This is a genomic window from Pseudomonas sp. LBUM1647 (genome assembly GCF_059716175.1).
Window position 1 is genome coordinate 5,967,925 of sequence record NZ_CP166809.1, and the last position, 16,319, is coordinate 5,984,243.

At 59.5% G+C, this 16,319-nt stretch carries 17 protein-coding genes; 7 read left to right on the forward strand and 10 right to left on the reverse strand.

The genetic code is table 11. The annotated features are described in order from the left end of the window. Nucleotides 1-103 precede the first annotated feature (103 nt). Nucleotides 104-1,228, forward strand: a complete 1,125-nt coding sequence (locus tag ACA059_RS27565) for a methyltransferase (protein ID WP_497631682.1) — start codon at nt 104-106, stop codon at nt 1,226-1,228. 77 nt (nt 1,229-1,305) lie between these two features. Here ACA059_RS27565 and ACA059_RS27570 read toward each other — a convergent pair whose 3' ends face one another. The 3 genes from ACA059_RS27570 to ACA059_RS27580 are packed head-to-tail and all read right to left on the reverse strand — an operon-like array spanning nt 1,306 to nt 3,984. Further along, a complete protein-coding gene (locus ACA059_RS27570) occupies nt 1,306-1,473 on the reverse strand; it encodes a DUF2474 domain-containing protein (RefSeq protein WP_497634741.1) in 168 nt (55 codons plus the stop codon). Between the two features lie 60 nt (nt 1,474-1,533). Then, nucleotides 1,534-2,541 carry a cytochrome d ubiquinol oxidase subunit II gene (cydB, locus tag ACA059_RS27575; RefSeq protein WP_283181758.1) on the reverse strand — a complete coding sequence of 336 codons (1,008 nt, stop codon included), beginning with the start codon at nt 2,539-2,541 and terminating at the stop codon, nt 1,534-1,536. Between the two features lie 3 nt (nt 2,542-2,544). Continuing rightward, nucleotides 2,545-3,984, reverse strand: coding sequence for a cytochrome ubiquinol oxidase subunit I (locus ACA059_RS27580; protein WP_497631683.1), 1,440 nt, complete (start codon nt 3,982-3,984; stop codon nt 2,545-2,547). A 540-nt stretch (nt 3,985-4,524) separates the two neighbouring features. On the opposite strand from ACA059_RS27580, the gene ACA059_RS27585 reads away from it, so the two are divergent. After that, the gene (locus ACA059_RS27585) at nt 4,525-5,763 is read left to right on the forward strand and encodes an MFS transporter (protein WP_497631684.1); all 1,239 of its coding nucleotides are present in this window, start codon (nt 4,525-4,527) and stop codon (nt 5,761-5,763) included. Between the two features lie 22 nt (nt 5,764-5,785). On the opposite strand, the gene ACA059_RS27590 is transcribed toward ACA059_RS27585, so the two are convergent. Together ACA059_RS27590 and ACA059_RS27595 are read right to left on the reverse strand one after the other, a co-directional pair. Next, nucleotides 5,786-6,337 (reverse strand): DJ-1 family glyoxalase III, encoded by a 552-nt coding sequence (locus ACA059_RS27590; protein WP_497631685.1) that lies wholly within the window; start codon nt 6,335-6,337, stop codon nt 5,786-5,788. A 66-nt stretch (nt 6,338-6,403) separates the two neighbouring features. Next, nucleotides 6,404-6,859, reverse strand: a complete 456-nt coding sequence (locus ACA059_RS27595; RefSeq protein WP_497631686.1) for a DUF4879 domain-containing protein — start codon at nt 6,857-6,859, stop codon at nt 6,404-6,406. Between the two features lie 215 nt (nt 6,860-7,074). On the opposite strand from ACA059_RS27595, the gene ACA059_RS27600 reads away from it, so the two are divergent. Then, nucleotides 7,075-8,370 carry an NCS2 family permease gene (locus ACA059_RS27600; protein ID WP_140893747.1) on the forward strand — a complete coding sequence of 432 codons (1,296 nt, stop codon included), beginning with the start codon at nt 7,075-7,077 and terminating at the stop codon, nt 8,368-8,370. After that, nucleotides 8,367-9,446: a tRNA (uridine(54)-C5)-methyltransferase TrmA gene (trmA, locus tag ACA059_RS27605; protein ID WP_497631687.1), complete on the forward strand. Its 1,080-nt coding sequence runs from the start codon at nt 8,367-8,369 to the stop codon at nt 9,444-9,446. The genes ACA059_RS27600 and trmA overlap by 4 nt, the downstream gene beginning before the upstream one ends. A 54-nt stretch (nt 9,447-9,500) precedes the next feature. On the opposite strand, the gene ACA059_RS27610 is transcribed toward trmA, so the two are convergent. The 3 genes from ACA059_RS27610 to ACA059_RS27620 form a co-directional block, all read right to left on the reverse strand. Continuing rightward, a complete protein-coding gene (locus ACA059_RS27610; protein WP_056744646.1) occupies nt 9,501-9,947 on the reverse strand; it encodes a DUF2442 domain-containing protein in 447 nt (148 codons plus the stop codon). Next, nucleotides 9,944-10,372 (reverse strand): DUF4160 domain-containing protein, encoded by a 429-nt coding sequence (locus ACA059_RS27615; RefSeq protein ID WP_497631689.1) that lies wholly within the window; start codon nt 10,370-10,372, stop codon nt 9,944-9,946. Before ACA059_RS27615 ends, ACA059_RS27610 begins: the two co-directional genes overlap by 4 nt. A 213-nt stretch (nt 10,373-10,585) precedes the next feature. After that, nucleotides 10,586-10,792, reverse strand: coding sequence for a tautomerase family protein (locus tag ACA059_RS27620; protein WP_123367741.1), 207 nt, complete (start codon nt 10,790-10,792; stop codon nt 10,586-10,588). 132 nt (nt 10,793-10,924) lie between these two features. On the opposite strand from ACA059_RS27620, the gene ACA059_RS27625 reads away from it, so the two are divergent. The 3 genes from ACA059_RS27625 (at nt 10,925) to ACA059_RS27635 (ending at nt 13,278) form a co-directional block, all read left to right on the forward strand. After that, the gene (locus ACA059_RS27625; RefSeq protein WP_283181764.1) at nt 10,925-11,836 is read left to right on the forward strand and encodes a LysR family transcriptional regulator; all 912 of its coding nucleotides are present in this window, start codon (nt 10,925-10,927) and stop codon (nt 11,834-11,836) included. Between the two features lie 141 nt (nt 11,837-11,977). Continuing rightward, a complete protein-coding gene (gene aroQ / locus ACA059_RS27630; protein ID WP_497631690.1) occupies nt 11,978-12,418 on the forward strand; it encodes a type II 3-dehydroquinate dehydratase in 441 nt (146 codons plus the stop codon). Between the two features lie 5 nt (nt 12,419-12,423). Continuing rightward, on the forward strand, nt 12,424-13,278 hold the full coding sequence (locus tag ACA059_RS27635; RefSeq protein ID WP_497631692.1) for a shikimate dehydrogenase: 855 nt from the start codon (nt 12,424-12,426) through the stop codon (nt 13,276-13,278). Nucleotides 13,279-13,368: 90 nt separating this feature from the next. Here ACA059_RS27635 and ACA059_RS27640 read toward each other — a convergent pair whose 3' ends face one another. Together ACA059_RS27640 and quiC are read right to left on the reverse strand one after the other, a co-directional pair. Next, nucleotides 13,369-14,046, reverse strand: coding sequence for a TetR/AcrR family transcriptional regulator (locus ACA059_RS27640; protein WP_497631693.1), 678 nt, complete (start codon nt 14,044-14,046; stop codon nt 13,369-13,371). 102 nt (nt 14,047-14,148) lie between these two features. Further along, a complete protein-coding gene (quiC, locus tag ACA059_RS27645) occupies nt 14,149-16,050 on the reverse strand; it encodes a 3-dehydroshikimate dehydratase QuiC (RefSeq protein ID WP_497631694.1) in 1,902 nt (633 codons plus the stop codon). Nucleotides 16,051-16,319: the final 269 nt, after the last annotated feature.

The window sequence follows — 16,319 nt, forward strand, 5'->3', positions numbered from 1 at the left end:
ACCTTCACGACGCAGTACACTCGGACGGTCTCGCCCGCTACAACGCCCCTGGGCCGCGGGACACCAGTTGATGACCCCTGTTGATTACCCAGAGCCCCGCCTCATGCCCTTGCTCGAAACACCCTTTGCCCGACTCGATCTGATCCGCCAGCCCGAACAGCAGAACGAACCGCTGCAGGCGTTTGATGCCGCAGACGAATACCTGCTCACCCATCTGGCTGACCAACAGCCCTCGGCCGACACTCGGGTTTTGGTGCTCAACGACAGCTTTGGCGCATTGGCCGCCAGCCTGGCGGGCAAGGTTCAAGTGACCAGCAGCGGTGACTCGTTCCTGGCCTTTCAGGGACTGGAAAAAAATCTGATCCGTAACGGCCAGGCATTTGATGCGGTGCCAAGCGTACCTGCCAGCGACCCCATTTCAGGCCCCTTTGACCGGGTACTGATCCGGGTCCCGAAAACCCTCGCCTTGCTGGAAGAACAACTGATTCGCTTGCAGGGTCAACTGGCGCCGGGGGCTCAGGTGATTGCCGCCGCGATGATCAAGCATTTGCCCCGAGCCGCGGGCGATCTGCTGGAACGCTACATCGGCCCGGTGCAAGCCTCGTTGGCGGTGAAGAAGGCTCGGCTATTGATCGCGACCGCTGAGGTCAAAGCACCCGTCGTGTCCCCCTACCCGACCCGTTATCGACTCGACGCCCCTGAGATCGAACTGCTGAATCACGCCAATGTGTTCTGCCGCGAAGGCCTGGACATCGGCACGCGAGCGTTTTTGCCGCACCTGCCAAAGAACCTCGGCTCAGCGCGGGTTGCCGACTTGGGATGTGGCAACGGGGTTTTGGCCATCGCCAGCGCACTGCAAAACCCCGAGGCCCACTACACGCTCGTGGACGAGTCGTTCATGGCCGTGCAATCGGCAGGCGAAAACTGGCGCGCGGCGCTGGGTGACCGGGAAGTGGTTGTACGTGCCGGCGATGGTTTGGCGGGTCAGGAACCTCAGTCTCTGGACGTGGTTCTGTGCAACCCTCCGTTTCACCAACAACAAGTCGTCGGCGACTTCCTGGCCTGGCGCATGTTCCAGCAGGCCCGAGAGGCTCTGGTCGTCGGTGGCGCGTTGTACATCGTCGGCAACCGGCATCTGGGTTATCACAGCAAGCTCGCGCGGTTGTTCCGCGGCGTCGAGCAAGTGGCGGCCACACCTAAATTCGTGATCCTTAAAGCCCGGAAATAATCCAAAAAAAACCCTCCATCACAGGAGGGTTGTAATCCGTGCCGCAAGGCAACGGGATGGGATCAGGTGTCAAAAAATCAGTGGGTCGTCAGGCCCGCGGCATTCATGAACATGCGCATCAGGCTGGCCACGATGAACAGCGCCATCACGCTGCCAGTCCAGATCATCGCCAACCAGCCGAGCCGCTGCCAGAGCGGCTTTTTCTCTGCTGCTTCGATTTCCTGCAAGGAATGTTTACCCGCCATCATCGCAATCTCCTCTGAAGAAATGGCACAGGTATCAGCCCTGCGCCACTGTCGCGCGTTCTAGTGATAGCCATCTTCGTGGGTGACCTTGCCGCGGAACACGTAGTAGCTCCAGAAGGTGTAACCCAGGATGAACGGGATGATGAACAACGTGCCCACCAGCATGAAGCCCTGGCTTTGCGGCGGTGCGGCAGCGTCCCAGATCGAGATCGACGGCGGCACGATGTTCGGCCACAGGCTGATGCCCAAACCGCTGTAGCCGAGGAAGATCAGCACCAACGTCAGCAGGAATGGCGTGTAGTTCGCATTGCGAGCCACCGCGCGGATCAGACCGTACATGGTCACCAGCACCAGAATCGGCACCGGCAGGAACCAGAACAGGTTTGGCAGGGTGAACCAGCGAGCAGCAATCTCGGCGTGGGCCAGCGGGGTCCAGATGCTGACGATACCGATCACTGCCAACACCACGAAAGCCAGCGGTCGAGCCAGGTCATGCATCTGCTCCTGCAACTTGCCTTCAGTTTTCATGATCAGCCAGGTGCAACCGAGCAGCGCATAAGCCACTACCAGCGCCAAGCCGCAGAACAGGGTGAACGGCGTCAACCAGTCCAGTGAGCCTCCGGCAAATTGGCGATTGACCACCGGCAACCCATCAATGAACGCACCCAACGCCACGCCCTGGAAAAAGGTGGCGGCGACCGAGCCACCGATGAACGCCTTGTCCCAGAGATGGCGCTTGTCGTCCCTGGCCTTGAAGCGGAACTCGAAGGCCACGCCGCGGAAGATCAGCCCGATCAGCATAAAAATCAGCGGCAGGTACAACGCCGAGAGCACCACCGAATAGGCCAGCGGGAAGGCCCCGAACAACGCGGCGCCACCCAGTACCAGCCAGGTTTCGTTACCGTCCCAGACCGGCGCGACGGTGTTCATCATCACGTCACGATCGGTCTTGCCCGGAATGAACGGGAAGAGAATCCCGATCCCCAAATCGAAACCGTCCATGACCACGTACATCATGATGCCGAAGATGATGATCACGGCCCAGATCAGCGGAAGATCAATACCCATGAGTCAAATCTCCTTGGTCAGGCTGGGGCTGTGGTCGCTGTCACCGTTGTCATCGGCGGCGGACAGCGGACGGGCCGGCGTGCGTTTCTGGCCGGGACCACCCTCGTTGGTTTCCTTGCCTTCGTCGATCTTCGGCCCTTTGCGCACCAGGCGCATCATGTAGCCCAGACCGGCACCGAACAGCGCGAAATAGACCACGACGAACATGATCAACGTGATGCTCATCTGCATGAAGCTGTGATTGGAGGACGCGTCTGCCGTGCGCATCAGGCCGTAGACCACCCACGGCTGACGGCCGATTTCAGTGGTGAACCAACCGGCAAGGATCGCGATCAGGCCAGACGGCCCCATCCACAACGCCAGGTACAGGAACGGCCGCGAGGTGTAGAGCTTGTCGCGTTTACGCAGCCACAGGCTCCACAAACCGGTGAAGATCATCAGCATGCCCAGACCCACCATGATCCGGAACGACCAGAACACGATGGTCGAATTCGGCCGGTCTTCAGGCGGGAATTCCTTGAGCGCCGGGACCTGTTTGTCCAGCGAGTGCGTGAGGATCAGGCTGCCCAGATACGGGATCTCTACCGCGAATTTGGTCCGCTCTTCTTTCATGTCCGGCCAGCCGAACAGGATCAGCGGGGTCGGCTCATCGCCATGGTTTTCCCAGTGACCTTCGATCGCGGCGATTTTCGCTGGCTGATGCTCAAGCGTATTCAGCCCGTGGAAGTCACCGATGACCGCCTGAATCGGCGCCACGATCAAGGCCATCCACATGGCCATCGAGAGCATGGTGCGGATCGCCGGGTTGTCCTTGCCGCGCAGCAAATGCCAGGCCGCCGAGGAGCCGACGAAGAAAGCAGTCGCGACAAACGCCGCCGTCGACATGTGTAACAGACGGTAAGGGAACGACGGATTGAAAATCACCGCCAGCCAGTCCACCGGAATCACCTGGCCATTGACGATTTCATAGCCCTGCGGTGTTTGCATCCAGCTGTTGGAGGCGAGAATCCAGAAGGTCGAAATCAACGTGCCGATGGCGACCATGACCGTGGCGAAGAAGTGAAGATTGCGCCCGACCTTGTTCCAGCCGAACAGCATGACACCGAGGAAACCGGCTTCGAGGAAGAAAGCGGTGAGTACTTCGTACGTCAGCAGTGGCCCGGTCACGGAGCCGGCGAAATCCGAGAAGCGGCTCCAGTTGGTGCCGAACTGATAGGCCATGACCAGCCCGGAGACCACGCCCATGCCGAAGTTGACCGCAAAGATCTTCGACCAGAAGTGGTACAGATCGCGGTACGTGTCGTTATGGGTTTTCAGCCACAAGCCTTCGAGCACCGCCAGGTAACTCGCCAGGCCAATGGTGATGGCGGGAAATAGAATGTGAAACGAAATGGTGAACGCGAACTGCATCCGGGCGAGATCAAGTGCCTCCAAACCGAACATAAGTCTTCCTCTGTCAGGTAATACCGGCTGAAGGCTTGTGGCCTACACCCACTGCCCCCACGGATATGGAGTGTGGCGAATTTGAATTCGTTCTTTTTTTACAAACATCACAACGTAGGGAGTCTGGCCATCTGGCCGCCGGATCAATTCCACGAGCGGTCTTGATCTGGATCAAGCAACGTTAAAAGAGTAGTCCCATTTTTGACGATGGACGGTGTGGTCTTTTGCCGCGTGACAGGTTGCCTCACTGGACATTCCGGCCTCTGCGATCCCCTGTGGCGAGGGGGCTTGCCCCCGTCCGGCTGCGAAGCAGTCGTAAATCCGGTTACTGCGCTATGGTTGGAAGAAATGAGTTGGCCGGGTCTAGGGCCGCTTCGCAGCCCAACGGGGCGATGCGGCGTTCCGACAAGCCCCCTCGCCACAGGGACCAGCAATAAATTCGTGATCGGTGTCTAGCTAACGAAATTTCCTGCCCCTGCAACTTTTGGTTACAGCTTGGTGATAATCTCGACCCTTCCCTCGCTCAAGACCTGCCCTCAGATGCCCAGCCAAGCGCCCTTGCTGTTACGTCATCACCGCCCATTTATCGCGTTCTGGCTGGCTCGGGTGTTTACCGCCAGCGGTTTCCAGATGCTCACGGTAGCCATTGGCTGGAACCTCTACCAACTGACCGGTAATGTGCTCGACCTGGGCCTGGTCGGTCTGGTGGAATTCGCCCCGCGAGTGCTGTTCATGCTGCACACCGGGCATGTCGCGGACCGCTATGACCGGCGCAAGGTCGCGGCAATCTGTCAGTCCCTGCAAGCGTTGATCGCCCTGTCGCTGGCCATCGGTAGCGCGACCGACAATGTCACCCGGGAGATGATCTTCATCCTCGCGTTCCTGCTGGGTGCCGCCCGCTCCTTCGAAATGCCGACCACTCAGGCCCTGTTGCCGAGCATCGTGCCCAGCGCACTGTTCCCCCGTGCCGTCGCCGCCGCCCAATCCGCACAGCAATCGGCGACGATCGTTGCCCCGGCCCTCGGTGGGTTGCTTTACGCCTTCGGCAGCGTCTGGGTCTATGGCCCGACGGTGATCCTCTACATCATCGCCTGCATGCTGATGCTCAACCTGCCTGCACGGCAGACACCGCTGAACAAGGGCAAGGCAACCCTGGATTCGCTGCTGGCGGGCATCCGCTTCATTCGCAGTCGTCCGGACATTCTCGGGGCGATTTCTCTGGATCTGTTTGCCGTCCTGCTTGGTGGCGCGACGGCGTTGCTGCCGGTGTTCGCCAAGGACATCCTGCTGACCGGCCCTTGGGGCCTGGGCCTGCTGCGTTCAGCGCCGGCAGTCGGTGCGCTGCTGATGTCGCTGTACCTGGCGAGATTTGCCGTGGAACGCAAAGTCGGACGGGTCATGTTTACCGCAGTGGGTGTATTCGGCGTCGCGACCATTGCGTTCGGCCTGTCAACCTCGTTCTGGTTTTCCCTGGCGGTGTTGGTGGTGTTGGGCGCGGCGGACATGATCAGCATGGTGATCCGCGCCTCCTTCGTGCAACTGGAAACCCCGGATGAAATGCGCGGCCGGGTCAGTGCCGTGAACGGTTTGTTCATTGGCGCTTCGAACCAGTTGGGCGAGTTTGAATCCGGCTTGACCGCCCACTGGTTCGGCACCGTGCCGGCGGTGGTCATGGGCGGTATTGGCACATTGGTGGTGACCGGGGCGTGGATCAAGCTGTTCCCGACCCTGGCTAACCGCGACCGCATGCATGTGCCGGTGGAAGAAGTGAAGGCCTGAAGCAGTTTGTCCGGGGCACTCTCTAGACCACCAACTCCCCCGCCACCGCCGCTCGCCTGGCTTTGCCACAGAGTTGTTCCACCAGCGTCAGGGCGAATTGCAACGCCGCTCCTGAACCTTGGGCAGTGATGCAGTTGCCATCGACCACCACCGGTTGATCGACGAAGGTGCAACCCAACAGTTGATGGCTGGCCGATGGCAGGCAGGTCATGCGCCGCTGACGCAGTACGCCAAAGGCTTGCAGCGCCAGCGCAGGGGCCTCGGCGATGCCGGCGAACAGGCGCCCGGCCGCCGCCTGATCCTTGATCAATTGTTGCAGGGGCTGATGCGCCGCCAGATGTTGCGCCCCAACGGCACCGCCGGGCAGGACGATCAGGTCGAATGACTGGGCCAGCACGTCTACCAGCATCGCATCGGACGTCACTCGGGTGCCGCGCGCGCAGGTGAGCATGCGCCGCCCTTCGATGCTGGCCACCACCACTTCAACCTTGGCACGGCGCAGCACATCGATCAGGGTCACTGATTGCAGGTCATCGATGCCCTCGGCGAGGGTAATCAGAGCTCTAAAGGTCATGGGCGCAGTCCACTGGATGATCTTTAAAGCGTAGTCAGCTTTCCTGCCCCTTGTTCGAGCCCGCCGTTACTTGATGTAAAGCTGCGTCGACAGCGTATTGCCGGGCGCGTTGATCGATGTGTTGCTGAAGGTGAACGTACCTTCCTGTTTACCCGCCAGATCGAAGACATACAGATAGCCGACGGTTTTTTTCCCGACGGTGCAATCGGTCAGATTACCGTTATCAAAAGCACAGACCGGGGTCCGGGTGCCGTTCACCTCAAAACCGTCCAGCCCGACATGCGCGCTACGACCGTAACCGACTTCCAGCACGTAGACCTTGATGTTCGGTCCGCTGTGATTGCAGCGGGTTTGCTCTTGCCCCTGCGCTATGTCTTCAAAGCCACAGCCCGGCGATTCGACCTTCAGTACCTTCACCTGACTCAACGGTGGTGCCGATGCAGCCGAAGCGGTGTGTGCCCCCAGGAACAAGGCGATCGCCATTGCGAATACGGCAATCAGACGTTTATTCATGCAATACATAAGTACCCCCCAAAATCAGCGCGCAGTATGGCGCACTTGGCTTTTCCGCAAAACATCGACGACGATCGCAGCCATAAGCAGCCATAGCCCCACGCTGCTGGTATGATGCGCGGCTTTTTCCGACCCACAGAAAATTACCAGGCGCCTGCAGCGGTCTGTGCTTTGCTGTTGAGGTCGATACATTCACGGCGCCTGGCGCGCCACGGGGAGCAGACATGCTGGAAAGGCTGTTTCAACTCAAGGCACACAACACCAACGTGCGGACCGAGATACTGGCGGGCGTCACGACCTTTTTGGCCATGGCCTACATTCTGTTCGTCAACCCGAGCATCCTCGGCGAGACCGGCATGGACAAGGGAGCGGTGTTCGTCGCCACGTGTCTGGCAGCCGCCATCGGCTCCACGGTGATGGGCCTGATCGCCAACTACCCGATCGCTCTCGCGCCGGGCATGGGCCTGAATGCCTTCTTTACCTACACCGTGGTCCTGCACATGGGCCACACCTGGCAAGTGGCGCTGGGGGCGGTATTCATCTCGGCGGTGCTGTTCTTCCTGCTGTCGATCTTCCGCATCCGCGAATGGATCATCAACAGCATCCCGTTGCCGCTGCGTTCGGCGATTGCCGCCGGTATCGGCCTGTTCCTGGCCCTGATCGCCCTGCATAACGCGGGCATCGTGGTGAGCAACCCGGCAACCATGGTCGGCCTCGGCGATTTGAAACAACCGGCCCCGATCCTCGCGACCCTCGGCTTCGCCCTGATCGTGGCGCTTGAAGCACTGAAAGTGCGCGGCGCGGTACTGATCGGCATTCTGGCGGTGACCATCGTTTCGATCGTGATGGGCTTCACCCCGTTCGGCGGCGTGATGTCGATGCCACCGTCGTTGGCCCCGACCTTCCTGCAACTGGACATCAAGGGCGCCCTGGACATCGGGCTGGTCAGCGTGATCTTCGCCTTCCTGTTCGTCGACCTGTTCGACAACTCCGGCACCCTGATTGGCGTTGCCAAGCGCGCCGGACTGATGGGCAAGGATGGCCACATGCCGAAAATGGGTCGCGCCCTGATCGCCGACAGTACCGCGGCCATGGCCGGTTCGCTGCTGGGCACTTCGACCACCACCAGCTACATCGAATCCGCAGCCGGCGTGAGTGCCGGTGGCCGCACCGGACTGACCGCCGTTGTCGTGGCGATTCTGTTCCTGTTGGCGCTGTTTTTCTCGCCATTAGCGGCCAGCATTCCAGCCTTTGCTACCGCGCCTGCACTGCTGTTCGTCGCGGTACTGATGACATCCGGCTTGGCCGAAATAGACTGGGACGACATCACCGTCGCCGCACCGGTCGTGGTCACCGCTCTGGCCATGCCGTTCACTTATTCCATCGCCAACGGCATCGCCTTCGGTTTCATCTCCTGGACCGCAATCAAGTTGCTGTCCGGCCGCGGCCGTGAGCTGAACCCGGCACTGGTGATTCTGTCGATTCTGTTCGTGATCAAGTTGGGTTGGTTCAACGCATGACTTTTGATTCCAAGGCTTACGCCGCTCAGCTCGAAGAGAAGGTTACGCGCCTGCGTGACCTGTTGACCCCGTTCGGTGCGCCAGAACCTGCGGTGTTCGACTCGCCGCTGAAAAACTTCCGCCTGCGCGCCGAATTCCGCCTGTGGCGCGAAGCCGGTGAGCGTCACTACGCGATGTTTTCCCAGGAAGACAAGCGCACGCCGATCCTGATCGAAGAATTCCCGATCGCCAGCCTGCGCATCAACGAGTTGATGCCGCTGCTGAAGGCAGCGTGGCAAGCCAGTGCGGCCCTGAGCAACAAGCTGTTCCAGGTGGAGTTCCTGACCACCCTGGCCGGCGATGCGATGATCACGCTGTGCTATCACCGCCCGCTGGACGAGCACTGGCACGCAGCAGCGTCGAAACTGGCAACTGACCTGAACGTCAGCATCATCGGCCGCTCCAAGGGCAAACGCGAAGTCATCGGTCACGATTACGTGGTCGAGCAGATGGACGTCGGCGGTCGCACCTTCAGCTATCGCCAGCCGGAAGGCGCGTTCACCCAGCCCAACGGCACCGTGAACCAGAAGATGCTCAACTGGGCTTACGACTCGCTCGGCGATCGCTCCGATGATTTGCTGGAGCTGTATTGTGGCAACGGCAACTTCACCCTGCCGCTCGCGACGCGCGTACGCAAAGTGCTGGCCACCGAAATCAGCAAGGCGTCAGTCAACGCCGCGTTGAGCAATCTCAGCGAAAACGCTGTGGATAACGTCACGCTGGTGCGTTTGTCCGCCGAGGAGCTGACCGAAGCCCTGAACGAAGTTCGCCCGTTTCGTCGTCTGCACGGCATCGATCTGAAGAGCTACGAGTTCGGTAGCGTCTTCGTCGATCCGCCTCGCGCCGGCATGGATCCGGACACCTGCGAACTGACCCGTCGCTTCGACAACATCCTCTACATCTCCTGCAACCCGGAAACCCTGGCGGCCAACATCGCCCAGTTGCACGACACCCATCGCATCACCCGATGCGCAATGTTCGACCAGTTCCCGTGGACCCATCACATGGAATCCGGGGTGTTGTTGACCCGCCGTTGATTGCCGTTGGCAGAAACAAATCAGCCGTCATCACGACGGCTTTTTTGTATGTGCTTAAAGGGTGATATCTGTCTTGCGCGGACGCCCGCCCTTACGGCCATTCGCCCGCGCAGCCTCTGCTTTGGCGGCGCTGCTTTGGCGACCATTACGCGAGGCGATGACCGACGCGGCCATATCCATCAGCGGCTTGCTGGCCGAAACCATCCCGGCGATGGAGACCTGCAGATCCTTGCCCTCATGGCAAAGGGCTGTCCCGGAAAAGCCGACTTTCAGGTCTGCGAAATCCTCGACGTCGAAATCATCGAACTCCGGATAGTGCTGCACGGGCAACAGCACGCCACTGCCATCAATGAAATTGACCGCCAGGCACGGTTCCACAAAGGTCACCGAAGTCGCCCGCAGACCGCCTTTGTGGCGCACCTGGCCACGCTGGATGGCTTCATCCAGCACGGCTTCGGTTACGGGCCGATCCACCAACATTTTTGCTGTTATCGTTTTCATAGTTCGATCTCCACGCCCTCCGGAACGCCCATCAGCGCCAGCAGGGTCTTGTTCGTCTCCGGCTCATAGCAAGCCGAGCCAATCATGCAGGTCGTACTGGCGACCCTTTTTACCACCACGACTTCGCTGGTTTGCCAGTCCCATATCTGATGATCGAGACAGACCGTTTGCAGCTTGTCCCACCAGATACCCCGAGCGCGGCGCAAGTGAGCGGGTTGTCCGAGCGCGTGACGCAACCCTTCCAGCACCGCCAAAGGTGGCCTGCGAGAATGAGGAACCACGTCCCACAACTCGACACTGTTGTGCCAGAAGCTGAATTTGAAGCGCGCACTCCAGGTTCCGGCATCCACATGTGCATGCGGCGGGCAGTGCTCGTCGCGCAACATGATCACCATTGAAAACCCTTTGTAGCTGAATAATCTCATGCTAACCCATCCGTTAGGTTAATGAGCCCGAAGACCCGACATTCCCTGGAAAATCCGATAACTGGCGCTGTGTTGAATCATCACTGCGACTTTTGAGACTAGCGCCAAGGCTCGGCTCGGGCCGGTGGATAACACCGCAAAATGGTAAGCAATCCTTTCCTCGTGCCTACAAAAAAGCCGTCCCGAGGACGGCTGTCTTGGCTTGTCAGGAAATCAACCCGACTGGTTTTTTCGATACTCGGTGGTGGTGATGCCCGCATACCCCCAGTTATCCGTGTCGACTTCCTCGATCACAATGTGGGTCAGCTCCGGAGGTTTACCAAGGACGCGCTTCAAGGTGTCGGTGATTTCAGCGATGACCTGGGCCTTCTGCTCCCGGGTCACACCATCGCGGGTAATACGTACGCTGACGAAAGGCATGCTGGTTCTCCTGCTTGTTGATTAAGAAAGGCTTAGTGCTTGCCGCTGCTCATCACGAACTCACTGTATCTGTGTGCAGGCATCTGATAAATACGACTCACACACTTCATTTGATCCCCGGTGTAATCAATCATGCAGCGACAATTCGACGATCTTCAACTGGGCAGCATCGAACTGTTTTGTCTGGCGGCCGAAGCCGGCAGTTTTACCGCCGCCGCGCTGGTGGCTGGCGTGACGCCGGCAGCCGTGAGCCGCTCGGTGTCGCGCATGGAGGAACGGCTGGGCGTGCGGTTATTCGCGCGCACCACTCGCAGCGTCAAGCTGACTGACAGTGGTCGGCGGTATTACGAGGAATGTCGTCAGGCGCTGGCGCAACTGGTCGAGGCCCAACGCGAGGTCATGGGTCAGCAGCAACAGCCTTCCGGCACCTTGCGAATCAGCATTCCCACCACCTATGCCCATCACCGGATTCTGCCGTTGTTGCCGGCATTTCGGGCACGCTTTCCAGCGGTGAAGGTCGAGTCGCACATCAGCAATCGCAACATCGATTTCGTCGGTGAAGGCTATGACATGGCGATCCGCGTGCGGGCGATTCCGGATTCCGGCCTGATCGCCCGACAGTTAGAAGACGCCGCGCTGGTGATGATTGCCAGTCCTGACTACCTCAAGCACGCGGGCATTCCACAAACGCTGGATGATCTTAAACAGCACGAGTGCATCCAGTACGAATTGCCCAGCAGCGGTCGGCGGATTGCCTGGCTGTTCAACGACAATGGCGTGCACCGGGAGATTTTGGCCGAGGGCAATCTCAGTTGTTCCGACGACGTACTGGGCGGCGTGACCCTGGCCAAACATGGCGCGGGACTGTTCCAGACCTATCGCTTCATCGTCGAAAACGAACTGGCCGATGGCTCGTTGGTGGAAGTGCTCACGCCTTATGGCGGGCGCTCGCGGCCGTTCACCCTGCTCTACCCGCAAAGCCGCCATATGCCGTTGCGATTGAGGGCGTTTATCGATTTTCTGGTGGAGCATCTGCCCCGCTGAAAAGCCGAAACCGTCCGATCACCGCACACATTAACCCTGAGAACCGCCTCTTCAATTGACCAAATTAACCAGCTAGTACAATTTATCTCCACAGGCTGAAACCCTTGGCCAATGCCAAAAATAAAAAGTGGAGAGACTCCGATGTCCCCTATCGTTCTGGTGCTCAACGGCCCCAATTTGAACCTGCTCGGCACCCGTGAACCGGCGACTTATGGCCACGAAACCCTGGCCGACATCTCAGCCTTGTGCGGTCGTGCCGCCGAAGAGTTCGGCCTGGCGGTGGAGTTTCGCCAGACCAATCATGAAGGCGAACTGCTCGACTGGATTCACGCCGCGCGCGGCCGTTGTGCCGGGATCGTCATCAACCCGGCCGCCTGGACCCACACCTCGGTCGCGATCCGCGATGCGTTGGTCGCCAGCGAATTGCCGGTGATCGAAGTCCACCTGTCCAACGTTCATGCCCGCGAGCCCTTCCGCCACCACTCTTTTGTGTCGGCCATCGCCACGGCGGTGATGGCCGGTTTCGGCAGCCACGGCTATCGTCTGGCGCTGGAGTATTTCAGCCAACGTTTGAAGGGGTGAACGCCGTGACTCAGACCAACGCTGTACTGGCCGGACTGATCGGCGCCGGCATCCAGGCTTCTCGCACCCCGGCGCTGCACGAGCATGAAGGCGATGCCCAGGGGTTGCGTTACCTCTATCGCCTGATCGATCTGGACCAGTTAAAACTCGACAGCGGCGCCCTGCCCGACCTGTTGATGGCCGCCGAACGCATGAACTTCACAGGCCTGAACATCACCTTTCCGTGCAAGCAGACGATCATCCCGCTGCTCGACGAACTGTCACCGGAAGCCCGAGGCATTGGGGCGGTAAATACGGTCGTGCTAAAGGACGGTAAACGCATCGGCCACAACACCGATTGCCTGGGCTTCGCCGAAGGTTTTCGTCGTGGCTTGAAGGGCGTTGCCCTTGAGCGCGTCGTGCAAATGGGTGCCGGTGGCGCTGGCGCGGCAGTGGCCCATGCCCTATTGAGTGAAGGCGTACAGCTGCTGACCATTTTTGACGTGGAGATCAGCCGCGCCCAGAGCCTGGCGGACAATCTCAATCAACATTTCGGCGTCGGCCGGGCTGTGGCGGGCCATGACTTGCCGAGCACCCTGGCCCAGGCTGACGGTCTGGTGAACACCACCCCCATGGGCATGAAAAAACTGCCGGGCATGCCAGTGCCGGTGGAACTGCTTCGAGGTGAGTTATGGGTGGCGGAGATCGTTTACTTCCCGCTGGAAACCGAACTGCTGCGCAACGCCCGCGCGTTGGGTTGCCGAACGCTGGATGGCGGCAACATGGCCGTGTTTCAGGCGGTGAAGGCGTTTGAGTTGTTCAGCGGCGTGGTGCCGGATGCGCAGCGAATGCTCGAGCATTTTCAGAGCATGAATGGTTAAACATCAAAAGATCGCAGCCTGCGGCAGCTCCTACAGTGGATGGGGCACATTCTGTAGGACCTGCCGCAGGCTGCGATCTTTTAAAATGAATCAGGCCTGCAGATACCGTAAAACCGACTCGCAAATCATCTCGCGATGACGCTGCTTGATGCTTTCGTCCGGCAAGTCGACCTGAAAGATCTCACCGAAGGTATGGCGGTTCGACACGCGATAGAAGCAGAACGAGCTGATCAGCAGATGCACATCCAACGGCTCGAGCCCCGCGCGGAACACGCCTTCCTCAGCACCGCGACGCAAAATCTCGCCCAGTGAATCGAGGATGGTGTTGTTCATCGCCTTGATCGCATCGGAGCGCTTCACGTATTCAGCGTTGTGAATATTCTCGATGCTGACGATACGCACAAAGTCGACGTTGCGATCATGGTGGTCGAAAGTGAATTCCACCAGCCGCCGAATCGCTTCCACCGGCGCCAGTTCGGTCAGGTGCAGACGGTTTTCGGTGCTGCGGATATCGCCGTAGAGTTTCTCCAGCACCTCGACGTAGAGCTGTTCCTTACTGCCGAAGTAGTAATAGATCATGCGTTTTGAGGTGTGGATGCGCTCGGCAATCGCATCGACGCGAGCGCCGGAAAGCCCCTGCTGGACGAACTCGACAATCGCCTCTTGAAGGATATTCTCGCGGGTCTTTTCCGGGTTGTTTTTGCGACTCTTGCGCGGCTCGACAATCGGCTCGTCGGGCACGGCGGGGAGTTCTGAAGTTATCGTCATTGCGGGCTCACGGCCATCACTGCACAGGTTGGCGATTATGGGCCGCGCCACACAGTGAAGGAAGCCGCGCGGCAGCGGTTTGTACCCGTGTTTACGATTTTCCTACAACTTTGCCTGACGTACGGCACCGCTTCGAGACTTGGCCATGGCCGCCAGTCGCACCGCGACGTTGGCTGCGCCGTAACCTGCGTAGTCATTCTTGCGCTGGATAATTTCAAAGAAGAACCGTCCTTCAAACGGCTCGGTGTACACATGGAACAGCTCGCCACCTTGGGCATCGCGATCGTAGAGCACGTTGTAATAGGCCAGTTCGCTGAGGAACTCATCGTCGAAATCGAACCGCGCGGCGAGGTCATCGTAATAATTGAGCGGGATATCCAGCAGCGGTACGCCCGCCTCCTTGGCCCGGCTGACTTCGGCAAAGATGTCGTCGCAATCGAAGGCGATGTGATGCACGCCGGAACCGCGATAACTCGACAGCGCGTGTGAGATCGCGGTGTTGCGGTTCTCGGAAATGTTCAGCGGCAAGCGGATCGAACTGTCCCGGCTGCGCAGCGCCCGACTCTTCACCAGGCCATACGGATCAGGCAGCACCACTTCATCGTCGGCTTCGAAATCCAGCAGGCTTTTATAGAACAATACCCAACTGTCGAGACTGTCGGCCGGCAGCGCCATGGCCATATGGTCGATGCGCTTGAGGCCGCCACTGGCCACGGCGGTGGGTTGCAGGTTGAAGTCGGTGCCGTAGACGTCGGCATCCTGATCCACCAGATAAATCAGACTGCCATCCGGCGCGCGCACTGCGGCGAGCTCCAGTTCATTGGGGCCAACCAGTCCGCGATACGGCTGGCCTTTATAAGCCACGGCCCGAGCCAGCGCACTGGTGCTGTCTTTGACCCGCACGGCGGTGGCGCACAGTGATGGGCCGTGAGCTTCGAAAAAACTGTGGGCGAACGAGTAAGGCTCGGAGTTGAGGATCAGGTTGATATCACCCTGACGCAGCAGGCTGACGCTCTTGGAGCGATGTTGCCCTGCCTTGACGAAACCCAGCCGCTCCAGCCAATGGGACAGCTTGGCGCCAAGGCTTTCGTCCACGGCGAATTCAAGAAACTCGATGCCGTTGTACTCGCTGGCCTTGGGCGTCTCGAACAGAATGTCGACAGTGGCCGGTGGCGTGGCTTCCTGCGCCAGACGTTCGCGGGTTTTCTCTTCCAGGTACAGCAACGAGCGCAAACCGTCGGCAGCATTGGCCCGTGGCGGCGCGGCGCGGAAGCCGTCGTTGAAGATCTCCAGCGACAACGGCCCGGTGTAACCGCTCTTGATGATCGGCGCGAGGAAACCCGGCAGATCGAATTCGCCCTGACCCGGGAAACAGCGGAAATGCCGGCTCCACTCCAGCACGTCCATGGCCAGGATCGGCGCGTCGGCCATTTGCACGAAGAAAATCTTGTCGCCGGGAATCTCGGCGATCGCACTCGGATCACCCTTGAGCGACAACGTGTGGAAGCTGTCCAGCAATACACCGAGGTTTGGGTGATCGGCCTGACGGACGATGTTCCACACCTGTTGATAAGTGTTCACGTGGCGGCCCCAGGCCAGCGCTTCGTAGCCGATCCGCAAACCACGGGCGCCGGCGTGTTCGGCCAGCAGGCGCAAGTCGTCGACTAAAATCTGTTCATCGCCGAGGGCGTCGGCCGAGGCGTTGCTGCACACCAGCACCAGGTCCGTGCCCAGTTCCTGCATCAGGTCGAACTTGCGCTCGGCTCGCTCCAGGTTGCGCGGCAGGCGGTCGCGGCGGCAGCCCTCGAAATCCCGGAAGGGTTGAAACAGTGTGATCGCGATCCCGAGATCGGCGCACATCTGTTTAATTTCCCGCGGACTGCCGTCGTAGTAGAGAAGGTCGTTCTCGAAAATCTCCACCCCGTCGAAACCGGCGGCGGCGATGGCTTCAAGTTTTTCCGGCAGGGTACCGCTCAAGGACACGGTGGCAATGGAACGCTGCATGTATCGACTCCCGGTGGTGGAGACAGTCTTGTTATCAACATCGCACGCTTTCGCTTTTAAGTAGGAGCTGTCGAGTGAAACGAGGCTGCGATCTTTTGATCTTAAAAACCGACATCAAAAGATCGCAGCCTCGTTTCACTCGACAGCTCCTACAGGGATCAGGGATCAGGGATCGCGCTTAACTTGGGGTGGATTATTGGCCGGACGAATCGACACAGCAATTCAAAGTGTACTACCCGGTTAGTTTTGTGTTCGATTATCGAACACAA

Excerpts from the sequence above, each read along its gene's own strand:
- ACA059_RS27615 (WP_497631689.1), bottom strand. The coding sequence starts at position 10,372 with ATGAGATTATTCAGCTACAAAGGGTTTTCAATGGTGATCATGTTGCGC.
- ACA059_RS27570 (WP_497634741.1), bottom strand. The coding sequence starts at position 1,473 with ATGGCGGGTAAACATTCCTTGCAGGAAATCGAAGCAGCAGAGAAAAAG.
- ACA059_RS27625 (WP_283181764.1), top strand. The coding sequence starts at position 10,925 with ATGCAGCGACAATTCGACGATCTTCAACTGGGCAGCATCGAACTGTTT.
- ACA059_RS27600 (WP_140893747.1), top strand. The coding sequence starts at position 7,075 with ATGCTGGAAAGGCTGTTTCAACTCAAGGCACACAACACCAACGTGCGG.
- ACA059_RS27580 (WP_497631683.1), bottom strand. The coding sequence starts at position 3,984 with ATGTTCGGTTTGGAGGCACTTGATCTCGCCCGGATGCAGTTCGCGTTC.
- ACA059_RS27590 (WP_497631685.1), bottom strand. The coding sequence starts at position 6,337 with ATGACCTTTAGAGCTCTGATTACCCTCGCCGAGGGCATCGATGACCTG.
- ACA059_RS27565 (WP_497631682.1), top strand. The coding sequence starts at position 104 with ATGCCCTTGCTCGAAACACCCTTTGCCCGACTCGATCTGATCCGCCAG.
- quiC (WP_497631694.1), bottom strand. The coding sequence starts at position 16,050 with ATGCAGCGTTCCATTGCCACCGTGTCCTTGAGCGGTACCCTGCCGGAA.
- ACA059_RS27585 (WP_497631684.1), top strand. The coding sequence starts at position 4,525 with ATGCCCAGCCAAGCGCCCTTGCTGTTACGTCATCACCGCCCATTTATC.
- ACA059_RS27620 (WP_123367741.1), bottom strand. The coding sequence starts at position 10,792 with ATGCCTTTCGTCAGCGTACGTATTACCCGCGATGGTGTGACCCGGGAG.
- ACA059_RS27595 (WP_497631686.1), bottom strand. The coding sequence starts at position 6,859 with ATGTATTGCATGAATAAACGTCTGATTGCCGTATTCGCAATGGCGATC.
- cydB (WP_283181758.1), bottom strand. The coding sequence starts at position 2,541 with ATGGGTATTGATCTTCCGCTGATCTGGGCCGTGATCATCATCTTCGGC.
- trmA (WP_497631687.1), top strand. The coding sequence starts at position 8,367 with ATGACTTTTGATTCCAAGGCTTACGCCGCTCAGCTCGAAGAGAAGGTT.
- ACA059_RS27610 (WP_056744646.1), bottom strand. The coding sequence starts at position 9,947 with ATGAAAACGATAACAGCAAAAATGTTGGTGGATCGGCCCGTAACCGAA.
- ACA059_RS27640 (WP_497631693.1), bottom strand. The coding sequence starts at position 14,046 with ATGACGATAACTTCAGAACTCCCCGCCGTGCCCGACGAGCCGATTGTC.
- aroQ (WP_497631690.1), top strand. The coding sequence starts at position 11,978 with ATGTCCCCTATCGTTCTGGTGCTCAACGGCCCCAATTTGAACCTGCTC.